Here is a 17129-nt window from a genome sequence, read left to right as displayed (position 1 = left end):
AATGCCCCGCCTGCCCCTGCTCGCCCTCGTCCTCGCCGGCTGCACCGTCGGCCCCGACTATCAGCGCCCCGCGCCCACCGCGGCGAGCCAGGCGCCGTGGCTCGAGCCCGGCACTCCCGGCGCGGTCGACCTCGCCTGGTGGGACGGGTTCGGCGACCCCCAGCTCGCGGCGCTGGTCGACCGTGCGCTGGCCAGCGCCCCCGACCTGCGCGAAGCCGAAGCACGCCTCGCCGAAGCTCGCGCCAATCGCGACGCCGTGGCGGGCGGACGGCTGCCAAGCCTCGAGGCCAAGGGCTCGGTCACCGAGAACCGGCTGAGCGAGAACGGCCAGCTGCCGATCGGCAACATCCCCGGCGTCGACCGCGAGTTCCGCCTGTTCGACCTCGGCTTCGACGCCAGCTGGGAACTCGATTTCTGGGGCCGCCGCACCCGCCAGACCGAAGCCGCGAACGCGCGCGCCGAGGCGGCCTTGTTCGGCCGGCGCGACGTGATGCTGACCCTGATCGGCGAAGTCGCGCGGAGCTATTTCGATCTGCGCGCCGCACAGGCGGACGCGGCCAGCGCACAGGCGCTCGCGGGCTCGGACGCCGAACTCGCGCGGCTGACCCGGCTGCGCCTCGACGCCGGCGAGGCATCGCGGCTCGACCTCGAACGCGCCGAGGGCGCCGCACGGACCAGCGCCGCGGCGGTGCCCGATGCCGAGGCCCGCGGGGCGGCAGCAGCGTACCGGATCGCGGCCCTGGTCGGCGCGCCGCCCGAGGAAATCGCCCCCGCGCTGCGCAAGCCCGCGCCGCTGCCGGCCAGCCCCGACCGCATCCTGATCGGCGTGCGCTCCGAGTTGCTCGAGCGCCGCCCCGACATCCGCCGCGCCGAGCGCGAGCTCGCCGCCGCGACCGCCGATATCGGCGTCGCCACCGCGGACCTGTTCCCGCGCTTCAGCCTGATCGGCAGCCTCGGCCAGCAGGCGCGGACGCCAGGCGATCTCTTCTCGGGGGACAGCACCCGGCTTCAGATCGGTCCGAGCTTCTCCTGGCCGATCTTCTCGGGCGGGACGATCCGCGCGCAGATCCGTGCCGCCGACGCGCGCGCCCAAGGCGCCGCCGCGCGCTACGAAAAGGCCGTGCTCGGCGCGCTGTCGGACAGCGAGGCGGCGATCAACCGCTTCCTCAACGCCCGCACCGCCGAAGCCGAGGCTGGCGCAGCAGCGGAACGCGAACGCGCAGCCTTTGCGCTGGCCGACAAGCGCGCCACCAGCGGCGAGGACGACCGGTTGACCCTCGCCCGCGCGCGCCAGTCGCTGCTCGGTGCGGAGCGGCGCGCCGATCAGGCAAAGGCGGCCAAGGGTCAGGCGGCGATCGCGCTCTACAAGGCGCTCGGCGGGGGCTGGCGCTAGCCGCCGCTCAGGGCATCAACCGCTTCCGCCCCTGCGACAAATGCCAGCGCATCGCCAGTGCGGCGGCGTCGGCGTCCTGCGCACGGATCGCCTCGACCACCATCTCGTGCTCGGTGATCATCGCCCCGATCGCTTCCGGGGGCCTTGCCCGCGAGATGTCGACCCCGGCGCGCAGGATCCGGTAGATTCCCTCTTCGAGATGATCGAATGCCGCGACGAACGCCGGATTGGCGGTCGCCTCGAAGATCGACCGATGGAGCACCCAATCCTCTTCGTGCGCCGGCCCGTTCGAATGCAGGGCGTCGCGCAGCGCGTCCATCGCCCGCTGGATCGTCTCCATCTGCTCGGGCGAGCGGCGCATCGCCGCGAGCCGGCAGGCCTCGGCCTCGAGCACGAAACGCACTTCATAGGTGCCGAGCGTCGCCGACAATTCGGCCATCGGCATATGCGCGCCGAGCCGCTCGGAGGGGCGCCGCATGATGTACGAGCCCGCGCCGCGCCGTGCCTCGGTGATGCCGTCGGCGGCGAGCCGCACCAGCGCCTCGCGCACCACCGTGCGCGACATGCCGAACCTCTCGGCGAGCCGCGGTTCGGAGGGCAACCGGTCGCCGATCTGGAGATCGCCGCCGTTGATGATCTCGACGATCTGCGCATAGGCGCGATCGGCAAGCCTCCCCTCGCCCGGATGCGCAATTCCCTGTGCCAATCGGCCCTCCCCTTCCCTCGTCGGAAAATAGTCCCAAACGCAGCGGCCTGCCAAGTCGTGTAAGACCTATTGGTTAGACAGATTATACGATCTGGCCGCAGATTTGCCGATTGACGCGCCGAAATGGCACGGCATACTCCAAACCTGTCCAACCGATTCAGCACGCAGCCACAGAAGCCGCGGAAATCGGAAGAAAGGGACGGGGACCTGGAGGGGTTATGGACACGATGTGCGGCGCTGCTGCCGTCAATCTGCCGCCGATGAGCGCCTTTGCCGAAGTCTATGTCAACCGGCCCTCCGCGCGCGGCGGCCCGGTCACGGCGTTGTTCGGCCCGTTCGGCGACTGCGCCTTCGTATTGGTGCGGCAGGGCGGGTACGGCGATGCCGAATGCTGGATCGAGAGCGAGACCGGACGGGTCTCCTACGCCGACGTCGTCGAGGCGGACCGCGCCGGACTGATCCGGCGCGCTACCTGACCGGCTGAAGCGCCTGCGCCAGCGCGGCAGTCGCGCCGCCGGCGATCAAATGCACCGGCCGTGCGGCATCGTCGGGGACCAACGCCGCGAGAATCCCGCCGCGCGCCAGCGCCGAACGGTCGATCTTCGCAAGATCCGCCAACTCGACGAGCAACCGCGTACCCCGGGCGCGAACCGCGCGGATATTCCCTTCCCCCAGCGCACGCGCAATGACTTCAGCGTCGAAAGCAGGCACCGCCGGAGCCACGGGAGCCGCCGCGGCGGCCGGCATCGCAGGTATGGCGACAGGCGTCGTGGGCGCCGCAACCGGGCCTGCCGCCATCGCCGCGCGCACTTCGCCCGCCACCTGATCCGCAATCGGTCCGAACACGACCTGCAGCGCGCCATTGTCGAGCTTGAGCACGCCGCGTGCGCCCAGGGCGCGCAGGGCATTTTCGTCGATCGCCGCGAAATCGCCGACCACCAGCCGCAGCCTGGTGGTGCAGGCATCGACGCTGCGAACATTGGCGGTGCCGCCCAGCGCACCGAGCACCGCGGGTCCGCGCGCGCCCACCGCCGCCTGCTGCGCCGCAAGCGTCACCTCCATATCGCGACCAGGGGTCTTGAGGTCCCAGCGCCGGATGCTCCAGCTGAACGCGAAATAATAGATCGCGAAATAGGCCGCGCCGACCGGGAGCAGCAGCAGCGGCTGGGTGGCGAGCCCGAAATTGAGCACGTAATCGATCAGCCCTGCCGAAAAGCCGAAGCCGAGTTTTACTCCGAGCGCGTCCATCAGCACCATCGAAATGCCGGTCAGCACCGCATGGATGACGTAGAGCACGGGTGCCAGGAACATGAAGCTGAACTCGATCGGCTCGGTGACGCCGGTCAGGAACGAGGTGAGCGCGAGGCTGAGCAACAGTCCGCCCACTGCCTTGCGGCGCCCCGGCAGCGCGTTGCGGTACATCGCCAGGCACGCGGCGGGCAGCCCGAACATCATCACGGGGAAGAAGCCCGCCATGAAGGCGCCCGCGCTCGGATCGCCGGCGAAGAAGCGCTTGATGTCGCCGGTCGCGCCGTTGAAATCGCCGAGGATGAACCACGGGATGTTGTTGAGGATGTGATGCAGCCCGGTGACCAACAGCAGCCGGTTGAGCAGCCCGAACAGGAATAGTCCGATCGGCCCTGCGCCGAGTACCCAGCGGCTGAGCGTGTTGATGCCGGTCTCGAACCAAGGAAAGCCCACGCCGAACAGCACCGCGCCGACCAGTCCGGCGAGGCCCGCGACGATCGGCACGAAGCGACGGCCGGCGAAGAATGCGAGATAGTCGGGCAGCTTGATGTCGGAGAAGCGATTATAGAGCACGCCTGCGGTGATCCCGGCGAGAATGCCGGCGGCGACGCTCAATTTGCTGATTTCCTTGGCGCGCCACGCAGCCTGTTCCAGCGCGGCGGCGGAGGCGATTTCCGGCGGCAGACGGAGCAGCACCTTCGCGCCCTCGACCGCGACCAGATAGGCGACCACGCCCGCCAGCGAGGCGGCACCGTGATTCTCGCGCGCCAGCCCGACCGACACGCCGGCTGCGAACAACAGGCCGAGATTGGAGAAGATCGCCTCGCCCGCCGCGGCCACGAAGGGAATGCCGAGCATGTCGGCCTGGCCCAGCCGGAGCAGCAAAGCGGCGATCGGCAGCACGGCGATCGGCAGCATCAGCGCACGGCCGAGCGGCTGCGCCTTGGCGAGCAGGGTTGCGGGTCGGAAACTCATGCCAGTGCCTCACGGGCGAGCGCGCGCACCTCGGCAGCGGACGTGGCATCGCACGCCCTTTCCGCCAATGCGGCGCAATTGTTCAAATCAAGCTTGCGGACCACTGCCTTGAGCCCGGGGATCGCTGCCGAGGTCGCCGAAAGCTCCGTAATGCCAAGCCCGATCAGGATCGGTGCGGCGAGTGGATCGGAAGCGAGCCCGCCGCAGACCCCGGCCCAGCGCCCGGCCGCCTTCGCGCCCTTGCCCACTTCGCGGATCAGCCGGAGCACTGCGGGGTGCAACGCGTCGATCCGCTGCGAAACCGCGGCGTTTCCGCGATCGGCGGCGAGAGTATATTGAGTCAGGTCGTTGGTCCCGATCGAGAGGAAATCGGCCTCGCGCGCGATCTGGCCGGCGAGCATTGCGGCGGCGGGCGTCTCGATCATCACGCCGAGCTGCACGGGCTCGACCACGCCCAGTTCGGTCTGGACCTCGGCGAGCAGTGCCCGGACCGGCCGGTAATCGCCCAGATCGGCGACCATCGGCAGCATGATCCGGCATTGCGCCGCGGGCACCCCGCGCAGGATCGCGCGGAGCTGGAGCCGCATCAGATCGGGCCGGGCGAGGCTCAGCCGCACCCCGCGCAGGCCGAGCGCCGGATTCTCCTCGTGCGCCGAAGGCAGATAGGGCACCGGCTTGTCGCCGCCGATGTCGAGCGTGCGGACGATCAGCGGCCGCTCGCCGAGCGTGGCGGCGATCCGCGAAAAGGTCTCGCGTTGCTCCTCTTCATCGGGCGCGGTCTCGCGATCGAGGAACAGGAATTCGGTGCGCAGCAGTCCGCAGCCTTCGGCGCCGGCGGCCACCGCAGCCGCGGCGTCGGTCACCGACCCCAGATTGGCGAAGATCTCGATCCGCGTGCCGTCGGCCATGCGGCAAGGCTGGTGCGCCTCGGCGGCGTCGCGTGCCCGGCGTTCGCGCGCTGTGGCAAGCCGCTCGCTCGCTTCCGCCAGCGCTTCGGGGGCCGGGTCGACCACGATCGTAGCGATATCCGCATCGAGGATGATCGGTGTGCCTTCGGCGATCGCCAGCACCCCCTCGCCCGCCGCAACCAGCATCGGAATGCCAGCCGAAGCGGCGAGGATCGCGACATGCGAGGTCGGGCCGCCCGCCGCGGTGCAGATTCCAGCGAGGTTCGCGGTATCGAGCGCGAGGAATTGCGAAGGCAGCAGGTCCTCGGCGATCAGGATCGTATCGGGCCGCAGCGCCGGAACGCTCGTACCCGGTGTGCCGAGCAGGGCCGCGACGACCTGCCGCTCGAGATCCTTGAGATCGGCGACACGCTCCATCAGCAGCGCGTCGCCGGTCGCGCGGATCGCGTCGGCGGCCTGCCCGGTTGCCGCGCGCCACGCAAAGCCGGCGCTGCGTCCGGCAGCGACCTGTTCGTCGGCGGCGCGGATCAGCTCGGGATCGTCGAGCAATGCGCGATGCGCCTCGGCGATCTCGGCCGCGGCGCCGCGGGCGCCGGCCAGCTCCCCGGTGATCTGCGCGAGCGCAGCGTCCAGCGCAGCGCGTTCCGCCGCGGCATCCACGCCGTCCTGCGGCACCGCCTGATCGGCGGCCCTGAGCTGCAGCGCTTGTCCGATCGCGAGGCCCGGCGATGCACAGACCGGACCTTGCGAACGGATCGCCGGCGTTGCGGGAGTCGCGGCGCCGTGCTCGCCCAGCCCTGACAGGATCAGCTCGGCGACCGCGTCGACCGCGGCACGCGCATCTGCGCCCGTGCCGGCGATCCGCACCGTCGCACCCGAACCCACGCCGAGCCCGAGCAAGGCCACGGTGCTGCGCGCGTTCGCGCTCTTGTCTCCGGCGCCCAGCGTGACTTCGGCGACGAACGGCCGCAGCGCCGCCGCGATCCGCGCGGCCGGGCGCGCATGGATTCCATGCGTGGCATCGACGGTCACGTCGCGCTCGAAACGCTCTTCGGCCGCCGCGCTACGGATCGTTTCGCGCGACGCGGTGCGCGCGATCCGGGCGACGCTCGCGCCTGCTTGGACGAGACGATCGGTCGCCTCGAGCGTCAGGACATAGCCGTCATTGGCGAGCACCACCGGGGTGATCAGCGCCTTCGCCGCTTCCACGACGGTGTCCATGTCGAATTCGATCAGCACATCGCCCGCCGCGACGCGCTGCCCCGCGATAACCTTGGCCGAGAAGCCCGTGCCGCCCAGCGCGACGGTCTCGAGCCCGATATGCAGCAGCAGCTCGGCCCCGTTGTCGAGCCGCAGCGTCACGGCGTGCGCGCTCTCCGGAACCGACAGCACCTCGCCCGCCGCGGGCGCGCGCAGCAAGCCTTCGATCGGATCGATCGCGAAGCCGTCTCCCATCATCCGTTCGGCGAACACCGCGTCGGGGACGGCCTCCAGCGGCGCGAGCCAGCCGGCAAAGGGGGCAGTCAACGTAACCATTTCAACCATCATACCACTCACGGAATCAGCTCGATCGCGTCGACCGCCCACATTGGCTCGACCCCTTTGGCGGTATAGGTAACGCACAGAGTGTCGTTGCCGGCGCGCGGCACGAGCGCGCCGGTCAGCCGGGTCAGCCCCGGATTGCCCGCCGCAGGCGCCAGCGGCAAGGTCGCCACGCGCGGCCCCTCGCAACCACCGGCACGGACTTCGAACTCGCCTTCGGGCGTCGCCGGCGCCGCGAATTTGATGCCGTCGATGTCCTTGCCGATCTGGAAGTTGAACGGCACTTGCCCGACGGTGATCGCGATCTGCCTCGCGTCGCCCACCGGCGCCTTCTCCCACAGCCAGCACGGATTGAAGATGTCGGTGACGAAGGTCGCGCGCTTGCCCGTGGCCGGATAATCGTCCTCGAGCGCGAGAACGACCTTCCTGGTGCAGGTCTTGAGCATCTCGTCGCTGCGCCAGCGCATCCGCTGCGCGGTGACGGTCTCCGCGAGAGCGCCGGGCAAGGCGCGGCCGTTGTGGAACGACGCGGCCTTGAATTGGGTCGGAAAACGCACCGTCACCGGACTGCGATAGACCGGCGACGTGGCCGTCACCGCGCTGCCGTCGAGGGTGTAGCGCATCTCCAGCCCCGACTGGTTGGCGAGTGCCACGGTCGCGCCGTCGCTTCCCGCCGCATAGCCATAATCCGGCGTCACCGCGAACGCGCTCGACGCGGGTTCCAGCTTCAAGGCGCGCATCCGCTCCATCTGCGGAATCAGGCGGTCGACGAAACCGTCATAGTTGCGCGCCGCTTTGGCCGACCAGCCGATCTCGGCCACCGCGGAAGCGCGCGGAAACAGCATCCACATCGAACGCGCTTCGGTGCGGACATGCTCGGCCCACAGATTGGCCTGCACGCCGAGGACGTGATGCTGTTGCGCCGCCGGTATCTCGGCGGACACGGGCTCGAAGCCGTAGACCGTCTTCAGGTCGATCAGGTTTCCGCGCCCGGGCGGCTCGCTGTCGCTAAAGCCCTGGCGGTTGTCGAAATAGAGCGTCGGCGACGGGCTGAGCACGGCGTCATGCCCCGCCTTGGCCGCGGTGATCGCGCCCTCGACGCCGCGCCATGACGTGATCGTCGCATCGGGCGGCACGTCGTCGCCTTCGAGAATCTCGTCCCAGCCGATCAGCTTGCGCCCGCGCCTGGTCAGATGCTCGCCGATCTGGTGCATGAACGCGGCCTGGAGCGCGGTCTCGTCCTTGATGCCCAGCGCCTTCATCCGCGCCTGGATTTCGGCCGAGCCCTTCCACTGCTCCTTGGTCGCCTCGTCGCCGCCGACATGGACATAACGCGACGGGAACAGAGCGATCACCTCGTCGAGCACATTCTCTAGGAAATTGAAGGTCTTGTCGTCGAGATTGTAGAGCCATGGGAAGACCCCCCAGTCGCTCTCGGTGCCCGGCGGGATCGGCACCCCGGTGCCCAGCTCGGGATAGGCCCGGATCGCCGCGAGAGCATGGCCCGGCATCTCGATTTCGGGAATGATCGTGATGTTGCGCTGCGCCGCATAGGCGATTATCGCCTTGATCTCGTCCTGCGAGTAGAAGCCGCCGATCTTCGGCAGTTGCGGCGCGCCCGGCGCAGTCGCAGGATGGCGCCAGCCCGAAATCTCGGTGAGCTTGGGATATTTCTTGATCTCGATCCGCCAGCCCTGATCGTCGACCAGATGCCAGTGCAGCGTGTTGAGCTTGTTGACCGCCATCCAGTCGATCAGCTGCCGGACATAGGCCGGCGACTGGAAGTGGCGGGCGCTGTCGAGCATCAGCCCGCGCCAGCCGAACCGCGGTGCGTCTGCCACGCCGAAGGCCGGGATCGACACCGCGCCTTTGCCCGGCGCCTGGGTCATCGCCTGCCACAGGGTGACCGCGCCATAGAGCAGGCCGGCATCGTCGCCCGCGGTAATCACAGCACCGCGCGGCGTCACTTCGAGCCGGTAGCTTTCGGCCTTGCCGGTCGCGGCGCGGACGAAGCGGATCGGTGCACCGGCGCTGCGCGTGCCGATGGCGAGCTTCAACCCGCGCGACCCAGCGATCAAGGCGGCGAGGCGTTCGGCGGCAATGCGGGCACCCGCGTCTTCGGCCGGCACCAGCAGAACGGTCTTCGCGCTCACGGCGAGCGCGCCCTGTCCGGCGTGCAACTCGGCCGGCAACGGCAACAGCTTCGGCGCCTGCGCTGCGACCGGGGTGGAGGCCAGCGCGGCACCCAGCCCGAGCAGCAATCGAGAAAGATAGATCAAACCAGGCTCCCGACGATGATGCAAAGCGAGCTTAAGCGGTTTCGCGCGCCGCTCAATCTCGCTGCGGTCCGGGCGAGCGGCAAAGAAGGGCAGCGGGAAGAATCCCGCCGCCCTTCGATGCGCCGATGCCCGGTTAGAAGTTGACGTTGACCGATGCGAGCGCCCTCCGGCCGGTGCGATAGACCCCGCGCGGCAAGCGCGGCGTATTGGCATAGGCGTAATATTCGCTGTCGGTCAGGTTCATGCCCGAGATGGTGAGGCCGATATTTTCGGTGACGTTGTACGTCGCCGAAAGATCGACGTTCGCCGTGTCGCGGACGTACATCTGGTCGCCACGATCGATCCCGGTGAAATATTTCGACCGCCAGGTATAGGTACCCCGGATCGAGAACGGGCCGCTCTCGAAGAACGGGCTGAAGCTCACCTGATGCCGTGAATTGTACGGCAGATCGGCACCGTCCCGACCCTGTCCATCCGAATAGGTGTAGTTGGCGAGCACGCCGAAGCCCCAGGGCAGATTCTGCTGATAGGCGAGCGCAAAGCCCTTCACCTGCGCCGAGCCCGCGTTGAACGGACGGCTGATATCATAGGTCGTGACGACGCCCTGGGCTGTGTTGAAATGGGCCTCCGGCGCGGTCTGCTGAAGGATGTAATTGGTGATGTTCTTGTAAAACAGCTCGGCGGCGAGGATCGCGCGGGGCGCGAAATACCATTCGAGCGAGGCATTGAAATTGTCGGACTCGTACGGATCGAGATCGGGGTTACCGCCAGCACCGGTGAGGATCTGGTCCGACAGCCAAAAGGCATTGGTCATGTCGGCATAGTTCGGCCGCGCGATCACCTGCGTCGCCGCGAAGCGGAAGATCAGATCCTGCTTCAGGTCGATCGCGATATTGATCGTCGGCAGGACCTTCTCATATTTCTTGCTGGTGGTCTGCCATGTCCAGTTCGCCGCGGCGTTGCACAGCGTGCCCGGGGTGCAGACATAGCCCGCGCTCTCGCTGCTGGTGTTGACGTAGCGGGCACCGATATTGCCGTGCAGCGCGCCTTGCGCGAAATCGATCTGCGCGTAGGCGGCGTGGATGTCTTCGGTCACATCCCAATTGCCGGCGGCGAACTCGATTGCGGCGAACGGCGACGGCGTCGGGACAGCACCGCCCCCGGGCACCCAGCTGCCGCCCTCGACATAATCGACCATCGAATTGCCGTCGATCTTGAAGCGGCCGGTCATCTGGTCGTTCACGCCGTTGAAGCCGCGCAGATAATTGTCGCTGACCTGGCTGGCATCGAATTGCGAAGCCGGCACGTTGACCCCCGCGACGGTCACGCCGGCATAGCGCTGGCCGGTTTCGTGGCGCCGATATTTATAGCCGATCTGCAAGCTCTTGACGCTGCCGTCGAAGTTGAACTTGAGATCCGCCTGGCCATAGCGCTCCTTGTCGGAGGTCGGCTTCTCGACAAGGTTGCCGCTCCAGCCCGGATCGGTCCGGAATGCGGCAGGATTGCCGAGCACGTCGGTGCTGTAGCTGATCGACCCCGGGCTGCCGGGCGCGCCGCTGATGTCGACGGTATAGTTCGCCCAGTTGAGGAATTCGAGGAACACCTGCTTCTTGGTGCCGCCATCGGCGTCGGACATGCCGCCTTCGACGTTCAGGTTCCAGTTGACGCCCTCCCAGCCGATCTGGCCGTGCCATGTCTCGGAATGCATCTCGGCGGTGCGATATTGCGCGTCGAGCACCGACAATGCGTTGGTGAACGAGGCCTGGGTGACGATCCCGTCCTCCACCTGCAGCGCGTTGAGCTGGCCGGCGCTGTTCCAGACGTTGCCCGGGAAGGCGTACATCGACTGATTGAGATTGTCGTACGTCGCATCGATGCGGAGATAGTCGACGCCGATCGTCAGCTCGGGCACCGGCTTCCACTGCGCCGCCGCCGAATAGGTCAGGCGCTCGCGGCCCTGCTCGAAATAGGAAGTGCCGAAGGCGTTGGGGAACACCGCCTTGGGATTGGCCGTCAGCGTCGTCGCGCAGGCGCCGGTGCAATCGGCCGGCGTGGCGACGCTGCCGTCCGGATTGAAGGTCGGCAGACGCGAATCGGTGCCGGCATCATTGCGGCCCGACCAGAAATCGGCGGTGATCGTGCCATAGGCTTCGACGCCGTCGCGGCGAAGCCGGTCCTTGGCGCGCTGGAACGAGGCGAGCAGGCCGATCGTGCCGGCCTCGTTGCGCCAGCTGACCAGCGCCGAACCCTGCACATCGCCCTTTTCGGAGCGATCATTGTAGAGATAGCCGAGCGTGCCGGCGACCGTGAACGGCTTGAGGTCGAGCGGCTTGCGGGTGACGACGTTGACGGTCCCGCCGATCGACCCTTCGTCGATCCGCGCCTCGGGCGACTTGAACACGTCGACCCGACTGACCAGCTGCGGCGCGAGCAGCGCGTAATTGAAGGTACGACCCGGCGAATCGAGGATGAACCAGTCGGCCGACGCAACCGTCTGGCCGTTGAGCAGGGTGCGGTTGAGCGCCGGATCGGTGCCGAGGATCGAGACCTTCTCACCTTGGCCGAACTGACGGTCGACGGTCACGCCCGGAACCAGCGTCAGCGCTTCGGCGACATTGGTGTTGGGAAATTTGCCGACGTCCTCGGCCGAAATCGAGTCGATGATCGAACCTGCATTGCGTTTGGTTTCGATCGCAGCGGCAAGTGCAGCGCGATAACCGGTGACGACGATCTCCTCGCCATCCTGCGTCTCGGCGGCAGCCGGCGGCCCGTCAGCGGTTTGCGCATAAGCGGCACTCGAAACCAGTGCGAGCGCGCTGGCGGTGCCGACCAGTAGAGTCCGAATCTCCATGTCTCATCCCCTTTGACAGTCTCTCAAGTGGCATGTCTTTTTTGTACCAGTTGCATACCATTAAGCAGACCATCCGTCAGACCAATGCAGGCGTCAAGAGGGATTCTTTCACTAATGTTACGTCCAATCGCATTTTCAGGGTAGCATGTGGTCTTGCATTGGTATTACTATTGCTCTCGAACCCGCTGACGCCCAATGATGGAATCGCAATGCCGCTGCTGGCCGAAAAGATACGTCCTCTCGATGGAACCGGTGGCGGCCCGCTTTACCGGCGGCTCGAAGACGCCCTGCGGGATGCGCTGCGCGATCAGGTGCTCAAGCCCAACGAGGCGCTGCCGGCCGAGCGCGATCTCGCCGCCGACCTGTCGGTATCGCGGATCACGCTGCGAAAGGCGCTCGACACCTTGGTCAACGAAGGCCTGCTGATCCGCCGCCAGGGCGCGGGCACTTTCGTCGCCGGTCGCGTTGAGAAACAGTTCGCCAAGCTCTCGTCCTTCTCCGAGGATATGGCCGCGCGCGGGCGCATGGTGCGCAGCGAGTGGGTCGGTCGCGCCTCTGGCGCGGTGACGCCGGACGAGGCGCTGACATTGGGCCTGAGCCCTGGCACGCCGGTCTATCGGTTCAATCGCATCCGCTTCGCCGACGATACGCCGATGGCGATCGAATATTCGACGATTCCCGGCTTCGGGCTCGACAGCGAGGACGTCGTCGGCGCATCGCTTTACGCCGCGCTCGAACTCACTGGAAACCGTCCGGTGCGCGCGCTCCAGCGGCTTCGCGCAGTGCTGTTCGATGCCGCGCAGGCCCAATTGCTCGGGATCGAAGCAGGTGCGCCGGGGCTTTATATCGAACGTCGCGGGTTTCTGGCCGATGGGCGGGTGATCGAGGCGACGCGCAGTTGGTACCGTGGCGACGCCTATGACTTCGTCGCCGAACTCGACACGCGGGGTTGATGCAGTGACGAGCCCAGAAATGACGAAGATGTTCCAGGAGGCGGGTGAAGCCGCCGCCGTCGTGCGCCGCCAGCTGGCGGCCAACCAGACTGCGGTGACTGCATTGGCTGCCCAGCTTCGTGCAAGCCCGCCCCGCGGCGTGCTCACCTGCGCGCGCGGCAGTTCGGACCATGCCGCGACCTTCGGCAAATATCTGATCGAGACCCGGCTGGGCGTGCTGACCACTTCCGCGGCACCCTCGATCTCGTCGGTGTACGGCGCCTCGGCGAATCTTGCCGGCATGCTGGCGATCGGCATCTCGCAATCGGGCAAGAGCCCCGACATCCTCTCGGCGATGCGCGCCGCGAAGCAGGGCGGCGCTCGCACCGCGGCGCTGGTCAACACCGCCGATTCGCCGCTGGCGGACGATGCCGACACCTTCCTCCCGCTCCATGCGGGCAGCGAAATCAGCGTCGCCGCGACGAAGTCCTACATCGCCAGCCTCGCCGCCTTGCTGCATCTCGTCGGCGAATGGGCCGGTGACGGCGAATTGCTCGAGGCACTCCATGCGGCACCTGCCCTGCTCGAACGGGCATGGGCGGTCGACTGGTCGCCGATGGTCGAGCGGCTCGAACGGGCACAAGGCCTCTATGTCATCGGCCGCGGTCTCGGCTTCGGCATCGCGCAGGAAGCCGCGCTCAAGTTCAAGGAGACCTGCGGCCTCCATGCCGAGGCGTTCAGCGCCGCCGAGGTCCGCCATGGCCCGATGGCGCTGGTCGGCCCCGATTTCCCGTTGCTGGTCTTCCGCCAGGGGGACGAGACCGCCGACGGCGTCGACGAACTCGTCGCCGAGGTGCTCGCACGGGGCGGTGAAGTAATGGTCAGCGGCGGCGACGTGCGCGGTGCGATCCAGCTGCCGCATCCGGCCGCGCACCCGGCGATCGAGCCGATGCTCCAGGTCCAGGCATTCTACCGCGCGGTCAACGCGCTTTCGCTGCGTCGCGGGCTCGACCCCGATCGCCCTCCCCTGCTCGCCAAGGTCACCGAAACCGTCTGATGGTCACTGCTCTGGTCAATGGCCGCGTGCTCCGCGCGGGCGCACTCCGCGACGGCGAAGCCGTGCTGGTCGATGGCGATCGAATCGCCGCCGTGGTTCCGGCGGACGAAATTCCCGCCGACGCGGTGCGCCACGATCTCGACGGCGCGATGCTGCTTCCCGGCTTCATCGACACGCAGGTCAATGGCGGCGGGGGCGTGCTGTTCAACGATTCGCCGACCGTAGAAGGTATCGCCGCGATCGGCGCGGCACACCGGCGCTTCGGCACCACCGGCTTCCTGCCGACCTTGATCAGCGACGATATAGACGTGATCCGCCGCGGCGTGGCGGCAGTCGAGGTGGCGATCGAACAGGGCGTGCCAGGGGTGCTGGGCATTCATATCGAGGGCCCGTTCCTCAACGTCGAGCGCCGGGGCATCCATCGCCCCGACAAGATCCGCGCGCTCGACGAAGAGGGCTTCGCCGCACTGACCTCGCTCAAGCGCGGACGCACTTTGGTGACGCTTGCCCCCGAGAAGACCGATCCTGCGACGATCCGTCGCCTGACCGATGCCGGCGTGATCGTCGCGGCCGGGCACAGCAACGCCACGTACGAACAGTCGGTTGCCGCGGTCGAAGCCGGAGTCACCGGCATCACCCATTTGTTCAACGCGATGTCGCCGCTCACGTCGCGTGCGCCGGGGCTGACCGGCGCCGCGCTCGAGCGTTCGGAACTCATCTGCGGGATCATCGTGGACGGGCATCACGTCAGCCCGACGACGCTCGGCATCGCGCTGCGCTGCAAGCCGCCGGAACAATTGATGCTGGTGACCGATGCGATGCCCACGGTGGGCAGCGATTCGGCCGAATTCGTGCTCCAGGGGCGCACGATCCGCGTGATCGACGGGATCTGCAGGGACGTCGACGGCACGATCGCCGGCTCGCATCTCGACATGGTCTCCGCGCTCGCTAACACCGTGAAGATGCTCGGAGCCTCGATCGAGGCAGCCGCCTGCATGGCGGCGCATGCACCCGCCGCCTTTCTCGGTCTTGCCGACGGCCTCGGCGCGATCGCACCGGGCTATCGCGCCGATCTCGTTGCGGTCGACGCGGCATATAGCGTCGTCGAGACCTGGATCGCCGGGGTCGACAGCCGGGCGGGCCAGCCCGCACCGCTTGCTATCGCGGGACGCTGAGGCCTCGACGCCTGTCCGCGATCAGCGCCGCTCGCGCAGCGCCGCCTTGAGCTGCTCGGCGGTGAAGGGCTTGGTGAGGAACCGCAGGTCGGTATTTTCGGAAGCATCGAGGTCGGCCTGCGCATAGCCCGTGATGATCAGCGCCGGAAAATCGGCGCTTTCACCGCGAATCTGCCGAACCAGCTCCGCCCCGGACATGCGTGGCATGGCATAATCGGTGATCAGCAGATCGAAGGCGGCGGGATCCTGCCGGAAAGCGTCGAGCGCATGCGCGCCTTCGGTGACATGGATCACCTGATGACCGAGGTCCTCGAGCAACGCCGCCGTGGTTGCGCGGACCCCGTCATGATCGTCGACCAGCAGGATTTTCATGGCCACGGCGGCCGCATCCATGGCCTCATCCGCGATCGCGAGAACCATCTCGGTCGCGGTCTCGGGCGCACGCGGGAGCCAGATCTCGACGCAGGTGCCCTTGCCGAGCTCGCTGTCGACGCGGACCTCGCCGCCCGATTGCTGGGCGAAGCCATAGACCATGCTGAGGCCGAGTCCGGTCCCCTTGCCTACCGGCTTGGTGGTGAAGAAGGGCTCGAGCACCTGCTGAATCATCTCGGGCGCGATCCCGCAGCCTGTGTCGCCGACGCCGATCACGACATAATGGCCGGGCTTGAGTCCGGTGCGGCCGATCTGCTCGACGATCTCGCGATCCTCGGCCGCGACGGTCACCACGCCGCCCTCGGGCATCGCATCGCGCGCGTTGATGATCAGGTTCATTACCGCCAGTTCGAGTTGCGCGGCATCGGCATAGACCGGCGAAAGCGGGTCGGAGAGTTCCCATTTGAGCTCGACCATCCCGCCCAGCGTATGCGCGAGCAGGCTGGTCACCGTCTGGGCGAGGCGCGGGATCCGGATCGAGGCCGGCTCGAGCTTCTGGCGGCGCGCAAAGGCGAGCAGATGCTTGACCAGTTCGGCGCCCTGTTCGGCCGCATGCCGGGTCATGCCGACGATCTTCGCCTGATCCTCGCTCAGCGGCACGCGCCGCTCGATCATGCCCAGCCCGCCGAGCACCGCGGCGAGCAGATTGTTGAAATCGTGCGCGATGCCGCCGGTCAGCTGGCCGATCGCGTCCATCTTGCGCGCCTGGGTGAGCTGGCTCTCGAGGTCCTTGCGATCGGTGACATCGAGCAACGTCCCGGCGAACTCGACCGGATTGCCGAAGGAATCGCGCAGCAGCACCGCCTGATCGAGGAAATGCTTGTACTCCCCATCGGCGCATTGCCAGCGATACTCGACCGATAGCGACTGGCCCGAGCGGCGCGCGCCCAGCGCTTCGACCGCCCGTTCGCGATCCGCCGGATGCAGCCGCTCGACCCACAAGGTCGGTGTGCGCTGGATGTCTTCGAAGGCATAGCCGGTCAGCGCCTGAAAATTGCCGCTGACGAACTTGGGGATGCGCGGATCGGCGTCGATCTCCTCGAGATAAAGGATGATCGGCAGCGATTCGATGATCGCCGCCTGACGCTGCTCGGCGAGGCGCAGCTCCTGCTCGACCCGCAGCCGCTCGGCATTGGCGCGCAGATTGGCATCGAGCAGCGCCTGTTCCTGCCGCGCCTTGCGCTGGATCTCGCGAGTCATCAGGAACAGATCGACGAACACCGCCACCTTCGATCGGATGACGAGCGGCTCGACCGGCTTGAACACGTAATCCACCGCGCCCATCGAATAGCCGCGCCGCAGGTGCTCGCTTTCCTTGTTGACCGCCGACAGGAAGACGATCGGCACGCGCTTGGTCTGCTCGCGCGAGCGGATGATCTGCGCGGTCTCGTAGCCGTCGATACCGGGCATGTAGACATCGAGCAGAATGACCGCGAACTCGGTCTTGAGGAGCTGGCGCAGCGCCTCCTCGCCCGAAGTCGCCACCACGACGTCGGCGACGTCCTCGAGCACATGGGTGATCGCGAGCAGATTGCGTTCGTCGTCGTCGACGACCAGCACCTTGGCACGATCTTCGATGGCTTCGGAGTCAGTCACCAGAACGGCCTCGGCGATCGTTGCGGTACGGGTCG

At 67.5% G+C, this 17129-nt stretch carries 11 protein-coding genes; 5 read left to right on the top strand and 6 right to left on the bottom strand.

Translation table 11 applies throughout. From position 1 onward, the window contains the following. Nucleotide 1: 1 nt before the first annotated feature. Nucleotides 2-1393: an efflux transporter outer membrane subunit gene (locus Q9Q95_RS12050; RefSeq protein WP_306097313.1), complete on the top strand. Its 1392-nt coding sequence runs from the start codon at nucleotides 2-4 to the stop codon at nucleotides 1391-1393. A 7-nt stretch (nucleotides 1394-1400) separates the two neighbouring features. On the opposite strand, the gene Q9Q95_RS12045 is transcribed toward Q9Q95_RS12050, so the two are convergent. After that, a complete protein-coding gene (locus tag Q9Q95_RS12045; RefSeq protein ID WP_306097310.1) occupies nucleotides 1401-2099 on the bottom strand; it encodes a FadR/GntR family transcriptional regulator in 699 nt (232 codons plus the stop codon). A gap of 218 nt (nucleotides 2100-2317) precedes the next feature. Here Q9Q95_RS12045 and Q9Q95_RS12040 point away from each other — a divergent pair, with 218 nt between their 5' ends. Further along, nucleotides 2318-2575 carry a hypothetical protein gene (locus Q9Q95_RS12040; RefSeq protein WP_306097307.1) on the top strand — a complete coding sequence of 86 codons (258 nt, stop codon included), beginning with the start codon at nucleotides 2318-2320 and terminating at the stop codon, nucleotides 2573-2575. Here the strand turns inward: Q9Q95_RS12040 and nagE are convergent. From nagE to Q9Q95_RS12020, 4 genes are all read right to left on the bottom strand, one after another. Next, on the bottom strand, nucleotides 2568-4322 hold the full coding sequence (gene nagE / locus Q9Q95_RS12035; protein WP_306097305.1) for an N-acetylglucosamine-specific PTS transporter subunit IIBC: 1755 nt from the start codon (nucleotides 4320-4322) through the stop codon (nucleotides 2568-2570). The genes Q9Q95_RS12040 and nagE overlap by 8 nt on opposite strands. Continuing rightward, complete coding sequence (ptsP, locus tag Q9Q95_RS12030) at nucleotides 4319-6766, bottom strand: phosphoenolpyruvate--protein phosphotransferase (protein WP_306097302.1); 2448 nt, start codon at nucleotides 6764-6766, stop codon at nucleotides 4319-4321. The genes nagE and ptsP overlap by 4 nt, the downstream gene beginning before the upstream one ends. Nucleotides 6767-6783: 17 nt before the next feature. Continuing rightward, nucleotides 6784-9051 carry a beta-N-acetylhexosaminidase gene (locus Q9Q95_RS12025; RefSeq protein WP_306097300.1) on the bottom strand — a complete coding sequence of 756 codons (2268 nt, stop codon included), beginning with the start codon at nucleotides 9049-9051 and terminating at the stop codon, nucleotides 6784-6786. Nucleotides 9052-9184: 133 nt separating this feature from the next. Next, nucleotides 9185-11902: a TonB-dependent receptor gene (locus Q9Q95_RS12020; protein WP_306097298.1), complete on the bottom strand. Its 2718-nt coding sequence runs from the start codon at nucleotides 11900-11902 to the stop codon at nucleotides 9185-9187. Nucleotides 11903-12111: 209 nt separating this feature from the next. Here Q9Q95_RS12020 and Q9Q95_RS12015 point away from each other — a divergent pair, with 209 nt between their 5' ends. From Q9Q95_RS12015 to nagA, 3 genes are read left to right on the top strand one after another with little or no spacing between them, the layout of a single operon-like run. Next, nucleotides 12112-12855, top strand: a complete 744-nt coding sequence (locus tag Q9Q95_RS12015) for a GntR family transcriptional regulator (RefSeq protein WP_306097296.1) — start codon at nucleotides 12112-12114, stop codon at nucleotides 12853-12855. Between the two features lie 19 nt (nucleotides 12856-12874). Beyond that, entirely contained in the window at nucleotides 12875-13891 is a 1017-nt protein-coding gene (locus tag Q9Q95_RS12010) for an SIS domain-containing protein (RefSeq protein ID WP_306097293.1), read from the top strand. After that, nucleotides 13891-15066 carry an N-acetylglucosamine-6-phosphate deacetylase gene (gene nagA, locus Q9Q95_RS12005; protein WP_306097290.1) on the top strand — a complete coding sequence of 392 codons (1176 nt, stop codon included), beginning with the start codon at nucleotides 13891-13893 and terminating at the stop codon, nucleotides 15064-15066. The genes Q9Q95_RS12010 and nagA overlap by 1 nt, the downstream gene beginning before the upstream one ends. Before the next feature lie 21 nt (nucleotides 15067-15087). Here the strand turns inward: nagA and Q9Q95_RS12000 are convergent, their stop codons facing one another. Further along, a complete protein-coding gene (locus Q9Q95_RS12000; protein WP_306097288.1) occupies nucleotides 15088-17094 on the bottom strand; it encodes a response regulator in 2007 nt (668 codons plus the stop codon). Between the last annotated feature and the right edge of the window lie 35 nt (nucleotides 17095-17129).

The organism is Sphingomonas sp. DG1-23 (assembly GCF_030730875.1).
Taxonomy (GTDB): Bacteria; Pseudomonadota; Alphaproteobacteria; order Sphingomonadales; family Sphingomonadaceae; genus Sphingomonas.
Note: the sequence above shows the minus strand (reverse complement) of the source record. Positions and strands in the feature narration are given on the sequence as shown.